Source organism: Bacteroides fluxus YIT 12057, from assembly GCF_000195635.1.
GTDB lineage: Bacteria > Bacteroidota > Bacteroidia > Bacteroidales > Bacteroidaceae > Bacteroides > Bacteroides fluxus.
Genome location: NZ_GL882640.1, coordinates 15,251 through 31,949 on the forward strand (window position 1 = coordinate 15,251; position 16,699 = coordinate 31,949).

12 protein-coding genes, 1 pseudogene and 3 riboswitches are annotated in these 16,699 nt (G+C 45.9%); of the genes and pseudogenes, 6 read left to right on the plus strand and 7 right to left on the minus strand.

Features of this window, described 5'->3' with window-relative positions; translation table 11 throughout:
- Nucleotides 1-63: 63 nt before the first annotated feature.
- The 5 genes and pseudogenes from cobJ to HMPREF9446_RS10470 form a co-directional block, all read right to left on the minus strand.
- Nucleotides 64-807: pseudogene (gene cobJ / locus HMPREF9446_RS19465) on the minus strand (precorrin-3B C(17)-methyltransferase); the annotation flags it as partial.
- 261 nt (nucleotides 808-1,068) lie between these two features.
- On the minus strand, nucleotides 1,069-1,644 hold the full coding sequence (locus tag HMPREF9446_RS19125) for a sirohydrochlorin cobaltochelatase (RefSeq protein WP_009125613.1): 576 nt from the start codon (nucleotides 1,642-1,644) through the stop codon (nucleotides 1,069-1,071).
- Nucleotides 1,645-1,792: 148 nt separating this feature from the next.
- Nucleotides 1,793-3,319: a PepSY-associated TM helix domain-containing protein gene (locus HMPREF9446_RS10460; RefSeq protein ID WP_039969083.1), complete on the minus strand. Its 1,527-nt coding sequence runs from the start codon at nucleotides 3,317-3,319 to the stop codon at nucleotides 1,793-1,795.
- Between the two features lie 66 nt (nucleotides 3,320-3,385).
- Entirely contained in the window at nucleotides 3,386-4,330 is a 945-nt protein-coding gene (locus HMPREF9446_RS10465) for a sirohydrochlorin cobaltochelatase (protein ID WP_009125615.1), read from the minus strand.
- Nucleotides 4,331-4,341: 11 nt separating this feature from the next.
- Nucleotides 4,342-6,390: a TonB-dependent receptor plug domain-containing protein gene (locus HMPREF9446_RS10470; protein ID WP_009125616.1), complete on the minus strand. Its 2,049-nt coding sequence runs from the start codon at nucleotides 6,388-6,390 to the stop codon at nucleotides 4,342-4,344.
- 51 nt (nucleotides 6,391-6,441) lie between these two features.
- Nucleotides 6,442-6,702, minus strand: a riboswitch (cobalamin riboswitch).
- Nucleotides 6,703-6,776: 74 nt separating this feature from the next.
- A riboswitch (cobalamin riboswitch) is annotated at nucleotides 6,777-6,975 on the plus strand.
- Nucleotides 6,976-7,121: 146 nt separating this feature from the next.
- Nucleotides 7,122-7,327: riboswitch (cobalamin riboswitch) on the plus strand.
- A 68-nt stretch (nucleotides 7,328-7,395) separates the two neighbouring features.
- Here HMPREF9446_RS10470 and HMPREF9446_RS18330 point away from each other — a divergent pair.
- From HMPREF9446_RS18330 to HMPREF9446_RS10490, 5 genes are all read left to right on the plus strand, one after another.
- Complete coding sequence (locus HMPREF9446_RS18330; protein ID WP_410510782.1) at nucleotides 7,396-7,644, plus strand: cysteine-rich CWC family protein; 249 nt, start codon at nucleotides 7,396-7,398, stop codon at nucleotides 7,642-7,644.
- Nucleotides 7,610-9,121, plus strand: coding sequence for an acetyl-CoA carboxylase biotin carboxylase subunit (accC, locus tag HMPREF9446_RS10475; protein WP_009125617.1), 1,512 nt, complete (start codon nucleotides 7,610-7,612; stop codon nucleotides 9,119-9,121). Before HMPREF9446_RS18330 ends, accC begins: the two co-directional genes overlap by 35 nt.
- Before the next feature lie 17 nt (nucleotides 9,122-9,138).
- Nucleotides 9,139-9,654, plus strand: coding sequence for an acyl-CoA carboxylase biotin carboxyl carrier protein subunit (locus HMPREF9446_RS10480; protein WP_009125618.1), 516 nt, complete (start codon nucleotides 9,139-9,141; stop codon nucleotides 9,652-9,654).
- Nucleotides 9,655-9,656: 2 nt separating this feature from the next.
- Nucleotides 9,657-11,189, plus strand: coding sequence for an acyl-CoA carboxylase subunit beta (locus HMPREF9446_RS10485; protein ID WP_009125619.1), 1,533 nt, complete (start codon nucleotides 9,657-9,659; stop codon nucleotides 11,187-11,189).
- A 106-nt stretch (nucleotides 11,190-11,295) separates the two neighbouring features.
- Nucleotides 11,296-12,981, plus strand: a complete 1,686-nt coding sequence (locus HMPREF9446_RS10490) for a putative transporter (RefSeq protein WP_009125620.1) — start codon at nucleotides 11,296-11,298, stop codon at nucleotides 12,979-12,981.
- 40 nt (nucleotides 12,982-13,021) lie between these two features.
- On the opposite strand, the gene HMPREF9446_RS10495 is transcribed toward HMPREF9446_RS10490, so the two are convergent.
- A complete protein-coding gene (locus tag HMPREF9446_RS10495) occupies nucleotides 13,022-13,759 on the minus strand; it encodes a nucleotidyltransferase family protein (protein ID WP_009125621.1) in 738 nt (245 codons plus the stop codon).
- The gene (locus HMPREF9446_RS10500; RefSeq protein ID WP_009125622.1) at nucleotides 13,756-15,183 is read right to left on the minus strand and encodes a RapZ C-terminal domain-containing protein; all 1,428 of its coding nucleotides are present in this window, start codon (nucleotides 15,181-15,183) and stop codon (nucleotides 13,756-13,758) included. Before HMPREF9446_RS10500 ends, HMPREF9446_RS10495 begins: the two co-directional genes overlap by 4 nt.
- Nucleotides 15,184-15,264: 81 nt before the next feature.
- Between HMPREF9446_RS10500 and HMPREF9446_RS10505 the strand changes: the two genes are divergently transcribed.
- Complete coding sequence (locus HMPREF9446_RS10505) at nucleotides 15,265-16,617, plus strand: cobyrinate a,c-diamide synthase (protein ID WP_009125623.1); 1,353 nt, start codon at nucleotides 15,265-15,267, stop codon at nucleotides 16,615-16,617.
- The last annotated feature ends 82 nt before the right edge of the window (nucleotides 16,618-16,699 follow it).

A 16,699-nucleotide genomic window follows, 5' to 3' on the forward strand; every position in this document is an offset into this window, starting at 1 on the left:
AGGTTCAGAACTCTGAAGTTGAGGTCTGGAACCTTGAAGTTGAGGTTTATCGGCCGGAATCCCTTCTCTGTAATATCCTCTCGGAGTGATGAAAGTCCCATTCCATTCGTAGGATTGTGAGTTTCCTATCAGTACTACGGTGAACATATCTACCTCTTCGGGATTGAAATTTTCCAATGTAGTGATGTGCACTTCCTGTTCCGGCCTTCCTGCCTGGCGTACATAACCTACAGGGGTTTCCGGCATGCGTCCTTCTTGCAGGAAAAGTTCCTTCAGACGGTAAAGTTGCCAGTAACGTCCTTCACTTTTGGGGTTATAGACGGCGGTCACAAAATCGGCAACGGCAGCGGCGATGATTCTTTTCTCAATGCGTTCCCACGGGGTCATCAGGTCGGAAAGTGAAATGACACAGAAGTCATGGCCTACGGGAGCGCCCAACAAGGAGGCGGCTTTCTGAAAAGCACTGATACCCGGCAGGGAAACAATCTCTACGGTACTGTTCCGTTCCCGCTTCATTTCATAAATAAGGGGTGTCATGCCATAAATCCCGGCATCACCGGAGCTGATGACACAGACGGTCTTTCCCTCTTCAGCCAGTTCGAATGCTTGCTCGGCACGGGTACGTTCCCGTTTCATACCGGTATCTATACATTCCGTTTCGGGACGAAGATGGGGAGTGACAAATTGAAAATAATATTTATATCCCACTACTACATCTGATTCCTGCAAAGCGGAAATTACGGCGGGAGTAATGTCTGCTTCGTTGCCCGGTCCGATGCCGGCAACAATGATTCTGGACTGCTTCATTTATAATAAGTATTCTGTTGCGTGCAAAGATAATGCAAACCGTGGGCAGTATAAAATGAACTTGTTCATTTTTTATGCTGAGGTGCAGCTTATCTTCGCTATCGGCAAAGATAGAATATTAATTCAAGATAACCGAAAAATGAAATGACAATGTCTGTTTTAAAAAGGGCTACACCCTTTACCCGGAAGGGTGTAGCCATCCGGTACAAAGGGTGTAGCCCTGAGGGGTAAAAGGTGTAGCCCTTTTACAGACGCTGTTTATCAATCGTTTAGCATGGCTTTAATATGCTCTATGTATATCCGCCGGATAGCCTTGTTTTCACCCAATCCCTGCATGCGTACATTTACCCGGTAGCCTTGTTTCTCCAGTTCCGTTTTCCATACACCGGCTATATCTTCTTTGGTGTGATTGCCGCACACCAACAGCAAGGGTACCAGTGTAACTGCCTTGACACGGTTTTCTTTCAGTTGCAGCAAGGTAGCTTCCAATGTAGGATAACCTTCAATGGTGCTGACGTGGAAACTCTTTGCATTGACAGCAAGTGCGCTCTCCTTCATCTTTTGCGTTTGCGATTTGCCATATACTTCAATGGATTTAAGTGCCACGGCATTTTCTTCCAATATGAAATCTATGGTTTTACTTTGTTGGATACTGACTGTCCTTTTGATAGTCTGATAGCCTATGGATGAGTTTTCTACGGCAATAGTTACCAATGGCAGAGGATTACCTTGCTTGTCGGTGAAGGTACCGGATATGACAACTTTGTTCTGGGCTGCCATAGCAATGGGAAACAGGTAGACGGTGAAAAATAATAATGTTCGTATAAAGAAAGTCATTCTTTTTTTATTAGGATTATAATGCGGGGTCTTTATCTTTTTAGAGACTTGCAAAAGTATGGACTTTCTGTGACGGATAAAATACTTAAAAATAGCTATATTGAGGTGTGAAATAGCTATTTATAGGTATCTTTTCCCTGTCTCTTGTTCATCTTTGTATATATCTTTCTGATTTTCGCTTTCTGCGGCATTTTCTCCGCAAATAATTTATGCTTAATGCAACACCGGTAACAGATACAGCGCTTCCCCCAAGCAGTAATATCCAAAGAACGGTTTTACGGAGGGCAGCGTTGGAATTCAGTCCGGGTAGGCGCATACGGTGCAGGGCTGTATATGACCAGTACTTCCATCGGGATGAAGTATCGACATGGCGGATAATGCCTGTTTCCGGATGGATATAATAGATGCTCCGGTCGGCATCTTCCACAACAGTTTTCCAGACAGGCAGCTGGGGGCGTTCGCGGTACATGTTACTCATATCACGGTAGTATGTTTCAAAGTGACCGAGCAGCGACATCCGGATCGGTATGGGAGCATTGGCGCCCGTGCTGTCAGAGGCATATATACTTTCGATGCCTCTGCGTATTTCGTCTTCGGAGAGATGTAAGGGACGGGGCAAGCTGTCTGTTGCGTCTATATAGAATTCTGTTTTTCCGTCCTTTACCGTGTAGTAGGGATGTTCGCGGAAATTGCTCCATTCTATCTGCAAGGCTTGGGGATAGGCAGCTATGATGCGGCGATAGTCCAATGTATAATGCTCCGGCCGGGGGGCATGAGCGTGTAGTGTACGTATGGGATTGGTTTTCAAGGCTGGTTTATGAATCCATTCGGGAATATCCGCTACGGACATCATGCCGCTGAAAGTAAAGGTCAGTACGAATATTCCGAAAAATATTCCGGTCAGATAGTGCCAGTGATACCATTTCTTGCGGTAGGGTGAAAAACGGTGATAACGATTGCGGCGTGTCTTCCGCCATACATCTATAGTTACCCAGATGCCTGCAATGACCATCACGCAACCCATGCCAGACAGCCAGATGACAGTTTTGTTCCATAGGGCAGTGTCTTGTCGCAGCCAGGTGAAATATACCCAGTGGGGAATAGCTCCTAACCATGCCCAGAAGCGTTCATTCCGGTTGGAGAATTGTAAAGCTTCACCGTTTCGTGAGCTTAGGTAAAGCTGGGTTCCGGCATCGTCGGCGAAATATATCTTGTAGATGGGCATCTCCTTTTTCAGTTCGCCAAATGGAATCCATTGGTCCGGAGAATTTACTGTATCTATGTGGACTATGGGAGCGGGACACCACAGGGCGGCTATCCGGTGGATATACTTGCTGTCTGTCGGCAATAGTGAATCGGATGGATTCAGAGGGAGGTTATACTCCCCTTTGCCGGTACGGACATGGAAAAATGTTTGTCCGAATTTACGGTTGAGAGTCAGTTTCCTGACTTGTTCTTTATGGGGAAGCCGGGCTATCACGGCTGCAATGTCCGGCAGTGAATCGCCCGATGCTGAAAGCACTTCCTGCTTTTGCAGTTTTTCTTTCGCATTGACACGGGGAAAACGGTGGTACATCATCACAAAAGCGGAGAGGAACCACATGAGAAATAGGATACAGAGCAAAGTGCCCAGTATCCTATGGATAGAGTACATTAATTGGGTAATAACATTCATCATTGTTCGGGTTTTCTTGCAAAAGTACAAGATGATTCAAGAACGCTAAATACCTAATAGTGGGTATTATTCTACATCTTTACCGGCGGCGTAAGCTGCTTTTTTGGTCATGATGTCCAGTATGCGGTGCTTCAGCCCGAAACGGATGTGGCTGATGAATATTTCTTGAATTTCAGGAACCTGTCCCAACCCTTCCAAATGTGTGTTGACGGTATATCCCTCTTTTTCAAGAGCTTCCTTCCATTCTCCGGCAATGTCATTTTTAGCATGTTCTCCGGCAACAAACATGAAAGGAACCAGAGTCACTTGTTTGGCTTTGGTGGCTTTTAATTGTGCAAGCATGGTTTCGAAAGTCGGATAGCCTTCAATAGTGCCTACATGAAAATTGGGAAGCCCGTTTGCTTTCAGCATGTAGTCCATCTGGCTGTAGATGGCGGTACTGGGTGTGTAAGTGCCATGTCCCACAAGAACGAAGTGCTCTTTGGCAACTTTCTTGCTTTGTGCCGGGGCGTTGTAGCGGCTACCCAGAATACTTACCACTTTCTCTGCGTCTTCTACAGAATAGAGCAGGGGAGTACCTACACGTATATCCTTGAAAAAGGGCAGTACACTTTCCACATCCCGGCGGAGTGATTCCATTTCTACTCCATCAATGATGTTGGTACTCTGCACGATAAGGTGTGTGTAACCTTCGCTGCGCAATTTCAGCATGGCATCCAGTGGAGTCAGCTTCGTGATGCCGCGCTCTTTCAAGCGGCGGATAATGATGCGCGATGTATAGGCTTCCTGGAACTTCAACTCCGGGAAGGCAGCTTGTGTCTTGGTGTTGATGGCATCAATGGTCAGAGTACGGGTATCATCATGCGTGGTACCGAAGTGTACCATGAGCAGGGCGGCCTTGTCGCCGGGTTTCATACTTGCAAGCATGTCGCTGTGCTCGTAATTGCCTCCCCCGTGCGCATGGCAGAGGAGGGAGAGGGTCAGTAGGATAAAAAGTGATGTAGTTCTCATAAACGCGGATATTATTTATGTAATTGTATAGCAAGGCTGGCATATAATGTGCGTCCGGGATTGGTACTGAAATAATTTACACCGAAAGGACGGCGATCTACCTTGTTGAAGACATTATTCATTCCCAAGCCGATTTCAAACTGGCCGAAAGAATGACGGGTCGCCAAATTCCATAAACCGTAGCCCGGAGCCGATTCATCTACATCACTGGCTTCATGGTAACGTTTGCTGTGGAACAGTCCTGTAACATTTACGTTTAATAAATAGTTTTTCCAATTATGGGCGTAATTGGCATTTACACTGCCGCTGTGGCGGATACTGCGTTCTATGGTTCCCCATTCTGTTTCTCCGGTACTTTCATTGTATTGCTTTCCACGGGCATAAGCGTATGTGTAGCTGCCACCCAAAGAAAATCCGGCACCTAAAATGCTGTTGAAGTTGATTTCGAATCCTTTAATCAATCCTTCTTCCAGATTGGCATATTTCTTGTATGTCTTCAGCTTTTTCAATTCACTCTCACTCATTCCCAGTTTGTCTTGCGCTTCTTTGTAGATTTCCTGTTTCTGAGTTTCATCCATTTTGCTGAACAATGTCTTTTCCGCATTAATCATATTGTCAATCTGATTGATGTAGGCCGTTCCGCTGATACTGAAATGGGAACCTATATATTCTGCGTTGATTGAACCATAGTGGCTCTTTTCAGCTTTGAGGTTCTTGTTGCCGTCAGTAAGTGTGGTGCCTTTATTCATGAAATAATATAGTTCATTCATGGACGGTGCACGGAATCCACCGGAATATTGCCCGCGTAGGTTGAAATTACCGATACTGTACATCAGTGACGCTTTAGGAGTCAGATTGGTGCCGGCTGTTTCATGCTTGACCAGGCGTAGCCCTACCGTTGCCTTGAAGTGGCGGAGAAATTCAGCCTCTTCCTGTGCATAAGCGGCCAAGGTATATACTCCTTTGTCAACCAAGGCGTCCGGACGCTTGAGCCGGTCCTGCACATATTCCATTCCGGCGATGGTACGTCCCCAGTTTCCATTGCGGAATGATCCTTTGAGATTGGCACTGTAATAATGGCTGCGCTTGGTCAGTGAAGTTTCTCCTATGCCGTATTTTACACTTTCTCCCCATTCTTTTACGGAAGTTTCTTTGCGATAGGTTTTGTTGGTCTCGAAATTGTCATTGTAGAGGTCCAGGGTGATATAGGATGCTTTTGTCACTTTATATCTGGCACCTAATGATAGATTATAAGATTCGTAGCCGATTCCATAATCATATCCCTGGTGTTGGAAATTCCGGTCATAGTATCCGCCTCCGGCGTATGCCGAGAATTTGTCATTGGGGGTAAAAGTAAATTTCTGGTTGAATGTATTGCTGTTGAAGCCGTCATTGGAGGTTTTGTCTGTCCATTCGCCATCTTCATCATAATCATTTTGTTTCCAGCTGTCTGTTTTGCGGTAAGCGTATGATGTGTAGGAACCCCACATACCTTTTTGTACATCCAGGTTTACCTGTTGGGTAAACTGCCCGTACCCTTCCACCTTTGTGTTTGAACTGACACGAATCTGATCCAGAGGCTGATTGGTAATGATATTGATAACTCCGGCAATGGCATCACTGCCGTATAGGGCAGAACCGGCTCCTTTCAAGATTTCAACTCGCTTGATGTCGTTTGTATTGATACGTGACAAATCCAAATTACCATTGGCTACATCAGTGCATACCTTCTGGCCGTTGACCAATACCAGGACATAACTGTTGCCGAGTCCGTTCATCATCAGATAATCTCCCATAGAGTTACTGGAAAAAGACAGTGAAGGTACCAATACCGTCATGGCTTCTTTGAAATCCGTGATGCCCGCTTTCTTGATGTCTCCGGCTGTGATGACATCTACCGGTGCAGGGGTTTCTTTCAGTCTGTGATGGGTGCCTGTACCGGTAATTACAACCGGATTTAAATCTACACTCAGTTCTCTGTCCTTTTGTTTTTCCTGTGCGGATGCACTCATTGCCATACACCCTCCCACGAGGATGAACAGCCAATTCTGCTTTTTCATTGATTGGTGAATAAGAATTAATACTTGTCTTCCTGACCCCGGGAAGGCGTTAATTACGTAACTGCTCAGGCAGGTTTCCTGACTCAGCTTTTAAAGAAAGCTTAACCTTCCCGTCCCTGGTTGCACGGATGCAAATCCGTTATGACAAGACAGTGGTTTTAATGTGTGAATGCTTTCTTTCCGACTTTCCTTTGTTCAAACAAAGGAAGCTGTTAGCTATACAGTAGCGGGCACTGCTCCGGCATCTCACCGGATTCCCTTTTATACGGCAGACAGAAATTCTGCCGTATCACCTAAGCGGGGACAAAGATATTTATTTTTTAGTGAGAAGAAAATTATTAGGAAAAATATTATAGCTTTCTCCTTTTTCGGCAAAAATAGTCATACCTTTGCCGCTGTTTTTTTGCAAACAATAGTCTTTCCGGCTATTTGTTTAAGAGGGAATCCGGTGAGAATCCGGAACAGTACCCGCTACTGTAAACACCTTAAAAAGAGAAATATTCTATCTACATGCCACTGTCAGAAGGCGGGAAGGCCTTATTTCTCGGGTGAAGTCAGGAAACCTGCCAAAATAAACTTATTGGATGTCAATTGAAAATAATCTCTATGATCCGTCACGCTATATCGTGGATGCAGGTATTTCAATTCGGAAGATGTGCCGTTATTGTGTATTCATTTTACAGAACTGAAAAATAAACAGCTTATTTTTTGTATTATATTCAGTTTCCACTATCTTTGCCACTTGAATTGGTTTCGGACAGACTTTTCTGCTGTCCGGATTAAAAGGGAATCGGGTGTAAATCCCGGACAGTCCCGCTGCTGTGAAGCTCTGTTAAAATCTTGGAAAGAACCTTTGCCACTGATACTGTGTTTATATATCGGGAAGGCCTCAAGATCTGGAGTCAGTCAGAAGACCTGCCATTCGTTAAAGTCTGCCTTTACTCGTGGGATTAGGAAGACAGTACGAAAAGATTAAGTGAACATTAAAATTTGAAAGGGATGCCTATGCAAAAGGTATGTCCGCGTTGTGGTGCAACTTTCGAGTGCATGCACGACAATATATCGCAATGTCATTGCGCGTCTGTCCAATTGACTTCAGAGCAGCGTATATATTTGAAGGAAAATTTTTCCGATTGTATATGCCCACATTGTCTGGATGAGGTGAGTCACTCGTTCAGCAATAGTAAAATATATCCTTTATATATTAAAGAAGAAGAAAATGATAAAGAAAGTATTGATAGCCAACAGAGGTGAGATTGCCTTGCGTGTGATGCGTTCGTGCCGTGAAATGGGAATGGTTGCTGTAGCGGTCTTTTCCGATGCGGATCGTACCTCGCACCATGTGGCGTATGCTGATGAAGCCTATCCGATAGGGGGAACAGCAGCTAAAGACAGTTATTTGAATATTGAAAAAGTTATTTCCGTAGCCAAACGTTGTGGTGCCGATGCCATTCATCCGGGATATGGTTTCTTGTCCGAAAATGCAGAATTTGCCCGGCGATGCAAGGAGGAAGGGATTGTTTTTATTGGTCCCAGTGCCGAGACAATGGAGGCTATGGGCGATAAAATAGCTGCCAGGCAACGTATGATAGCCGCAGGGGTACCGGTAGTTCCCGGAACAGAACAACCGCTGCAAAGTGCCGGGGAAGCAATGCGTATCTGTAATGAAATCGGCTATCCGGTGATGTTGAAGGCATCTATGGGAGGCGGTGGTAAAGGCATGCGCCTTATTCATCATGAAGATGAAGTAGTGGAGGCATATAATACCGCTCGTTCAGAGTCCATGTCGTCTTTTGGGGATGATACGGTTTATCTGGAAAAATTTGTGGAAGAACCGCATCATATCGAATTTCAGATATTGGGTGACAATTATGGGAATGTAATCCATCTGTTTGACCGTGAATGTTCCGTACAACGTCGCAACCAGAAGATTGTCGAAGAGAGCCCGTCACCTTTCCTGACTCCGGAACTGCGTAAGGAGATGGGAGAAAAAGCTGTTGCGGCTGCCAAGGCCGTGAATTATTCCGGTGCAGGTACCATTGAGTTTTTGGTGGACAAGAACCGGAATTTCTATTTTCTTGAAATGAATACCCGCTTACAGGTGGAGCATCCTATTACGGAAGAAGTGGTGGGTGTGGATTTGGTAAAAGAGCAGATCCGTATTGCCAATGGTGAACCGTTGCATCTCAAACAGGATGAACTGTTCCAGCGCGGGCATGCGATAGAATGTCGTATTTGTGCCGAAGATACGGAAAATAATTTCATGCCTTCGCCCGGCATCATCAAGCAGCTGACCGAGCCTAATGGTATCGGTGTGCGTATTGACAGCTATGTATATGAAGGTTATGAGATTCCCATCTATTATGACCCGATGATCGGCAAACTGATTGTATGGGCCACTACCCGTCAATATGCCATTGAACGTATGCGCCGCGTACTGTATGAGTATAAGATAACGGGACTGAAAACAAACCTCGGCTATCTGAAACGTATTATGTACGTACCCGATTTTGTGAGAGGAGAGTATAATACTTTATTCATAGAAAAGAATGCCCGTATGCTGGTCCGTACCAATACTTCCAATGAGGAACTGGAAAATGTGGCCATGATTGCGGCCTATATGGATTATCTGGTGAATCTGGAAGAGAATACTTCGGGACAACTATCAGACGGACGTCCTATCAGCCGTTGGAGGGAGTTTGGATTGCAGAAGGGAGTACTGAGAATTTAATTAATGAACAGTTAAGTATGGAAATACATATTGGAGACCGGGTGGCTGATGTTACTTTGGTCAGCAAAGAAGGAAATAAAGTGCAGCTTACCATTGATGGCAAGCCTTACGATGTGGATATTGTGATGGCCGAGAATGGCAGTTGCTCCATCTTGCATGGCGGAAACTCTTTCAATGCAGGGCTGGTTCGCGGTGAAAGCGGAAAGGGGTATGACGTGACTATGTTCAACCGTTCTTACCATGTGGATATCGTAGATACACAAGCCAAATACTTGCACATGAGGAAAGGTGCGGAAGAAAAACAGGGAGACAAGATTATAGCCCCCATGCCGGGCAAGGTCATCAGTATTCCTGTAAACGCAGGGGACCGGCTGGCTGCGGGGGACATCGCTGTAGTACTGGAAGCCATGAAGATGCAAAGTAATTACAAAGTGAATGCGGATTGCATAGTGAAGACTATATTGGTTAATGAAGGCGATCCGGTCAATGCAAATCAGGTATTAGTGGAATTGGAACTTATTAAAGAAGAATAAAAATGAATAGAGAAGAGATATATAAACAGTTTGAAGAACTGGATAAACGTGCCTCACTGGGCGGAGGGGTGGATAAGATAGAAAAACAGCATACCTCCGGCCGGATGACTGCCCGCGAACGCATTGACTTGTTGCTGGATAAAGGTACGTTCAATGAGTTGGACAAGTTTGTGAACCACCGTTGCACCAATTTTGGAATGGAGAAAAAACAGATTTCCGGTGATGGTATGGTGAGTGGTTATGGCAAAGTAGACGGGCGTTTGGTATTTGTCTACGCCTATGATTTTACAGCACATGGTGGGTCGTTGAGCGAGACCAATGCGGCCAAGATTGTAAAAGTACAGCAACTGGCTTTGAAGAATGGTGCACCTGTCATTGCTTTGAATGATTCAGGTGGTGCACGTATTCAGGAAGGAGTAAACAGTTTGGCAGGTTATGCTTCCATCTTTTATCAGAATACCATTGCCTCAGGTGTCATTCCACAGATATCTGCCATTTTGGGGCCTTGTGCGGGAGGTGCCTGTTATTCTCCGGCCTTGACAGATTTTATCTTTATGGTGAAGGAACAGAGCCACATGTTCATTACCGGACCGGATGTTGTAAAGACGGTTACTCATGAAGAGGTAGATAAGGAAGAGTTGGGCGGTGCCTATACACATAGCAACAAGAGCGGTGTAACCCACTTCATGTGCAATACAGAGGAAGAAACGATCATGAGTATCCGTGAATTACTGAGTTTCTTGCCGTCCAATAATATGGAAGATACCCCTTTTAAGGCTACCAATGACGATATTCACCGTCAGGTTGAGGCTTTACAGACTGTTATTCCGGAAGATCCTAATATGCCTTACGATATCAAGGATATTATTGAACCTGTCTTGGACAATCAGTATTTTTTTGAAGTGATGCCTCATTTTGCTAAGAATGTGGTGATAGGTTTTGGTCGTTTGAATGGCCGTTCTGTGGGTATTGTAGCCAATCAGCCTGCCTATCTGGCCGGTGTACTTGATATTGATGCTTCGGACAAGGCAGCCCGTTTTATCCGTTTCTGCGATTGCTTCAATATTCCCTTGATTACTTTTGAAGATGTGCCAGGCTTCTTGCCCGGTACGGTACAGGAGCATAATGGTATTATCCGCCATGGAGCAAAGATCGTATATGCATACGCCGAGGCTACTGTACCTAAAATAACTTTAATCACTCGCAAGGCATACGGCGGTGCATACATCGTGATGTCCAGCAAGCCTACCGGTGCCGACGTAAATTTGGCATACCCGCAGGCAGAAATTGCTGTGATGGGAGCTGAGGGAGCTGTGAATATCCTTTACAGGAAAGCGTCTCTTGAGGAGAAGAAAGAGATTATCAAGGAATATGAAGGAAAATTTTCCAATCCTTACCGTGCTGCCGAGCGTGGTCTTATCGATGAAGTGATCATGCCACGGGATACCCGTTACAAACTGGTTCAAGCATTGGAGATGGCTCATAACAAAAATCAGAGCAACCCACCGAAAAAGCATGGCAACATGCCTTTATAAATAGTTATTTTAATGTGTGAAATGCGTATCCCCAGAGAAGTGATTTCTGTGGGGATACCTCTTTTTATCTGAATATTTATTATTACTTATAATATAATTTGAAACTATGGAACTATTAAGGAACCTATTTGAGGGTTACCCCAATCTTTGGGGTGGTGGAGTGGCGCACTCTGTTCTTATTCTGTCTCTTGTTATTGCCTTCGGTATTATGCTTGGCAAGATAAAGGTAGCCGGCATTTCATTAGGTGTGACATGGATTCTTTTTGTGGGTATCGTATTCGGCCATTTCAATCTGAATCTGGACGAGCATTTGCTTCATTTTCTAAAAGAATTCGGTTTGATTCTTTTTGTATATTCCATTGGCTTGCAGGTGGGACCGGGTTTCTTTTCAGCTTTCAAAAAAGGCGGGCTTACGTTGAATGTGCTGGCTATGCTGGTTATCTTTATCAGCGTACTGATTACGGTTATCCTCCATTTTACTACCGGGATACCCATTACCACAATGGTCGGTATTTTGTCGGGTGCCGTCACCAATACTCCGGGGCTGGGTGCCGCTCAGCAGGCAAACAGCGATTTTAATGGGGTAGATGCGCCGGAAATTGCTTTAGGATATGCAGTTGCCTATCCTTTGGGAGTCATCGGATGTATCTTGGCATTGCTTGCGTTGAGATACTTGCTTCGTATCAATACAAAGCAGGAGGAGAACGAGGCGGAACGTGGCTTGGGACATTTGCAGGAACTTACAGTCCGTCCTGTTTCGGTGGAGATCCGTAACGAAGCTGTAAACGGAAAAATGATCAAGGATGTGAAGCCATTGTTGAACCGGGCCTTTGTCATTTCGCGCATACGGCATAAAGGAAGTGCGGAATCTGAACTGGCAAACGCCGACACGGTATTGCACGTGGAAGACCAGATTTTGTTCATTGCCAATCCGATAGATGTAGAAGCTATTATTGCTTTCTTCGGCAAGAAGATTGCAGTGGAATGGGAGCAGGTAGATAAGAACTTGATTTCCCGCCGTATCCTTATTACCAAACCGGAACTGAACGGCAAGTCGTTGGCGCAGCTGAAAATACGTAATAACTTCGGTGCCAGTATTACCCGTGTAAACCGTTCGGGAGTCGATTTGGTAGCTGCTCCCCATTTGCAGTTACAGATGGGCGACCGTGTGACGGTGGTAGGTAGCGAGCTTGCCGTGGGCCATGCAGAAAAGGTGTTGGGCAATTCCTTGAAACGTCTGAATCATCCTAATCTTATTCCTATCTTTCTGGGCATTGCTTTGGGATGTATTCTGGGAAGCCTTCCTTTCGCCTTTCCAGGTATTCCTCAACCGGTGAAACTGGGACTGGCGGGCGGCCCCTTGATTGTTTCCATCCTTATCAGCCGGTTCGGGCCGCAGTATAAACTGATCACTTATACTACCATGAGTGCCAACCTTATGATACGTGAAATAGGTATTTCGCTTTTCTTGGCATGTGTAGGGCTGGGAGCCGGCAAGGGCTTTGTTGATACCATTATTTACGAAGGGGGCTATGTCTGGATTGCTTATGGTGCCATTATCACGGTAGTTCCTATATTGTTGGGAGGACTTGTCGGGCGGTATGTCTGGAAATTGAACTACTATACTCTTATCGGGGTACTTTCCGGAACCAATACCAATCCTCCGGCTTTAGCCTATTCTTCGGACCTGACCTCCTGCGATGCTCCGGCAGTAGGCTATGCCACTGTATATCCGTTGGCAATGTTCCTGCGGGTACTTACCGCACAATTATTAATTCTGGCACTTGCCTAGTAACTACTGATTCGTATACTAATCTATACAGGCTGTTTTTTTATTGTGTATAACATTCTTCCGCCCGTTTCAGTGTTTCCGGTTTTCCTATATCAAACCATCGGAAATCCTGAAGCGGGTAACCTTGTATATGCGTTTGCCGGCAAACGGACAGATAAAAGGGGATAATGGAAAACTTGCCTTCCCATGGACTATTCTCCATATAACGGAAGAGGGAAGGGGATATCACATGTATGCCTCCGAATGCCAGTTCTTTATAATCTCCTTTCCGGTAGCTGAAATTCTCCGGTTTCACTTCTCCGGTGGATTTATTTATCCAACCGTGCAGGTTATAGGCAGGGTCGAACAGGAGATACCGGGAAGTCTCCCGTTGGCTGACCAGTAATGTTGCTTCTGCATTGCTCTCCAAATGATGCTGATAGAAAGCGGACAGGTCTATATCAGTCAGTATGTCAGCGTTGTGGACAAGGAATGGTTCGTCTCCGTCCAAAAAAGACCTGGCCTTCTTGATGCCGCCACCGGTGTCAAGCAGCATGTCCCGTTCATCGCTGATGTGTATATTCACACCAAAGTCAGCATGGGCATGCAGAAAATCAATGATTTGTTCTCCAAAGTGGTGGACATTTATAATTATCTCATTGAAACCGGCTTCTTTCAATCGTGCTATCACCCGTTCCAACATCGGTTTTCCCGCTACGGGAACAAGCGCTTTGGGCATATTATCCGTCAGCGGGCGTAAGCGGGTACCCAGTCCGGCGGCAAATATCATTGCTTTCATTTTGGCTTAAACGTTTGTTCTATATTCTGTTCCCTGTGTATCAGATTTACCTGTACACCGAATTTCTTATTTATATGTTCGGCAAGGTGTTGTGCCGAATAGACGGAACGGTGCTGTCCGCCTGTGCAACCGAAGCAGACGGAAAGATTCGTGAATCCGCGTTCCATATACCGTTTTACGGAAGCATCCACAAGTGCGTAGGCGTGTTCCAGAAATACGGCAATTTCCCCGTCCTCCTCTAAAAAACGGATGACAGGTTCGTCCAGGCCGGTGAAAGGTTTGTAACGTTCGTACTTACCGGGATTATTTACGGCACGGCAGTCGAATACAAAACCGCCTCCGTTGCCGGATGAATCTTCGGGAATGCCTTTCTTATAGGCAAAACTAGTCACTTTTACAACCAGACGGCGTTTTTGTAGGTCGTCCGTAAATTGTTTCAGTTCGGTCAGTTCCCGTAATACCCGGCAAAGGTATGGATATTCGGGATAGGGTTCCTGCAGTAACTGACGCAGGTTTTCAATGGCATAAGGCACACTTTGTATAAAGTGGGGCTTCTTTTCGAAATAACCGCGGAAACCGTAGGCACCCAGTACTTGCATGGTGCGGAACAGGACGAAATGGCGGAGTTGCGCATGGAAATACGGTTCATCTACCGGCTGGTATTTGCGCAAGGCATCTATATATTCCTGTAAAAGCTCCTTACGCAGGCTTTCGGGATAGTTGGCTTTGGCTTGCCACAAGAAAGAGGCAACGTCGTAATACACCGGACCTTTACGTCCGCCCTGAAAGTCGATCAGCCACGGTTCGCCGTCCTTAATCATGACATTGCGGCTTTGGAAGTCACGGTACATGAAAGTGGCGGAACTGCTGCGGAGCAGTACATCAGCCATTTTCTGGAAATCATCTTCCAGGCGGTCTTCCTGGAAGTCCATGCCTGTGGCTTTCAGGAAACAGTATTTGAAGTAATTCAGATCCCAAAGAATGCTGCGGCTGTTGAATTCGGCCTGCGGGTAACAGTAGGAGAAGTCCATACCGTCGGCACCGGCGAACTGCACGGCAGGCAACAGGCGGATTGCCTTGCGGAGGAGCTGTTTTTCATCTTCACCGAACACGCTGGTCTTGCGTCCTTTTTCAATGGCGTTGAACAGGAGGGTGTCTCCTAAGTCCTCCTGTAAATAATACACGTCATCTTCCGAACGGGCAAATACTTGCGGGACGGACAGGCCCTTCTGACGGAAATGCTCGGCTATATAGAGGAATGCACGGTTTTCTTCAACAGACTCACCGCTCACGCCAATTAGTGTGGGGTTACCGGTGAGGCGGAAATAGCGGCGATTGGAGCCGGAAGAGGGGAGTTCATCAATCTGTTCCGGTTCGTTTCCGGTATGTGCGATGTAGAGTTTTTTAAGTTCTTCGGTTATCATGGCAAATGTTTTATTTTGGCAGCTAAGATAAGGCTTTTGTCGGAGATATGCTTACCTTTGCCGGAAATAATCTGTAAGAATATGGAAAGGAACATTCCACAGTTTTTGATAGCGGCTCCTGCTTCCGGTAGCGGGAAGACTACGGTCAGCCGCGGGTTGATGGCATTATTTGTGAAGAAGGGGCTGAAGGTACAACCTTTTAAGTGCGGTCCCGACTATATCGATACCAAATATCATACGGCAGTGTGTGGACGTCCTTCCATAAACTTGGACACTTTTATGGCATCCGGGGGACACGTCAGTGAGTTGTATGCACGTTATTCGTCAGATGCGGATGTTTCTGTCGTCGAGGGGATGATGGGGATGTTCGACGGGTATGACCGTGACCGCGGCTCTTCGGCGGAAGTGGCGCAACTTTTGGGAATTCCGGTTGTGCTGGTAGTTGATGCCAAGTCGGCCGCTTATTCCATGGCTCCCCTATTGTCCGGGTTTATCAATTTCCGTCCGGAGATACGTATCGCAGGAGTGATTTTCAATCGTGTAGGTTCGCCTCGTCATTATGAAATGTTGCGGGAGGTCTGCGAAGATTTGAAGGTCACTTGCTTGGGATATCTGCCTAAACAGACAGAACTGATACAGGAATCTCGCTATCTGGGACTTGATTTCAGCCTTTCAAGAGGCACGGATGCATTGGATCTGCTGACCGGCTTACTGGAGAAAAACATCGATTGGCAATTGCTGTTGCAAAGAACCACTCTTCCTTTGCCTGAAGCACAGGAAATGCGGCAGGACACGGCAATAAAGACCGGAAAACTGCGTATCTCGGTGGCACGTAACCAAGATTCGTTTTCTTTCCTGTACGAAGAGCATTTGGATATTCTTCGCCGCTTGGGTACGGTTTCTTTCTTTAATCCCGAACACAACCGTCCCATTTCACAAAAGACTGATTTGCTTTATTTGCCTGGCGGATATCCGGAAAGACATTCTGTCGCTTTGCATTCAGCCCGGAAAGCCGTGGATTCCATTCATAAGTATATAGAAGCCGGAGGTAAGGTGTTGGCAGAATGCGGTGGGATGATTTATCTGTCTCGGGGCATTGTTCATGACGCTTTTACCTGCACTCGTCAGTTTGATGGACTGACGGAACTGACAGGAGTTTTCCCTTTTTGCATATCCAACAACAAACGTTTCCGGAAACTGACGTTGGGGTATCGCCGGTTCGACTATAATGGTCAGCATCTTCGGGGACATGAATTCCATTATACGACGTTTATGGAAGGGGAGGAAAACATGAAATGCATTCCTCCTTCCATTGCACAAGTCTATGATGCCAAGGGACAGACGGTAACTACACCGGTGTTCCGGTACAAAAATGTGATTGCCAGCTATACGCATCTGTATTGGGGAGAGATTGATGTGATGGCTTTATTCTGAACATTGATTTCAGGAAATTAATACCGTGCCGGCAGGAAATTAACTTTATTGAGGGGGAAATATAGCATTCCCCCATACATCA

Bases quoted from the DNA above. Each gene is read 5' to 3' on its own strand.
- HMPREF9446_RS19125 (WP_009125613.1), bottom strand. From the start codon at position 1,644: ATGACTTTCTTTATACGAACATTATTATTTTTCACCGTCTACCTGTTT.
- HMPREF9446_RS10460 (WP_039969083.1), bottom strand. From the start codon at position 3,319: ATGAATGTTATTACCCAATTAATGTACTCTATCCATAGGATACTGGGC.
- HMPREF9446_RS10465 (WP_009125615.1), bottom strand. From the start codon at position 4,330: ATGAGAACTACATCACTTTTTATCCTACTGACCCTCTCCCTCCTCTGC.
- HMPREF9446_RS10470 (WP_009125616.1), bottom strand. From the start codon at position 6,390: ATGAAAAAGCAGAATTGGCTGTTCATCCTCGTGGGAGGGTGTATGGCA.
- HMPREF9446_RS18330 (WP_410510782.1), top strand. From the start codon at position 7,396: ATGCAAAAGGTATGTCCGCGTTGTGGTGCAACTTTCGAGTGCATGCAC.
- accC (WP_009125617.1), top strand. From the start codon at position 7,610: ATGATAAAGAAAGTATTGATAGCCAACAGAGGTGAGATTGCCTTGCGT.
- HMPREF9446_RS10480 (WP_009125618.1), top strand. From the start codon at position 9,139: ATGGAAATACATATTGGAGACCGGGTGGCTGATGTTACTTTGGTCAGC.
- HMPREF9446_RS10485 (WP_009125619.1), top strand. From the start codon at position 9,657: ATGAATAGAGAAGAGATATATAAACAGTTTGAAGAACTGGATAAACGT.
- HMPREF9446_RS10490 (WP_009125620.1), top strand. From the start codon at position 11,296: ATGGAACTATTAAGGAACCTATTTGAGGGTTACCCCAATCTTTGGGGT.
- HMPREF9446_RS10495 (WP_009125621.1), bottom strand. From the start codon at position 13,759: ATGAAAGCAATGATATTTGCCGCCGGACTGGGTACCCGCTTACGCCCG.
- HMPREF9446_RS10500 (WP_009125622.1), bottom strand. From the start codon at position 15,183: ATGATAACCGAAGAACTTAAAAAACTCTACATCGCACATACCGGAAAC.
- HMPREF9446_RS10505 (WP_009125623.1), top strand. From the start codon at position 15,265: ATGGAAAGGAACATTCCACAGTTTTTGATAGCGGCTCCTGCTTCCGGT.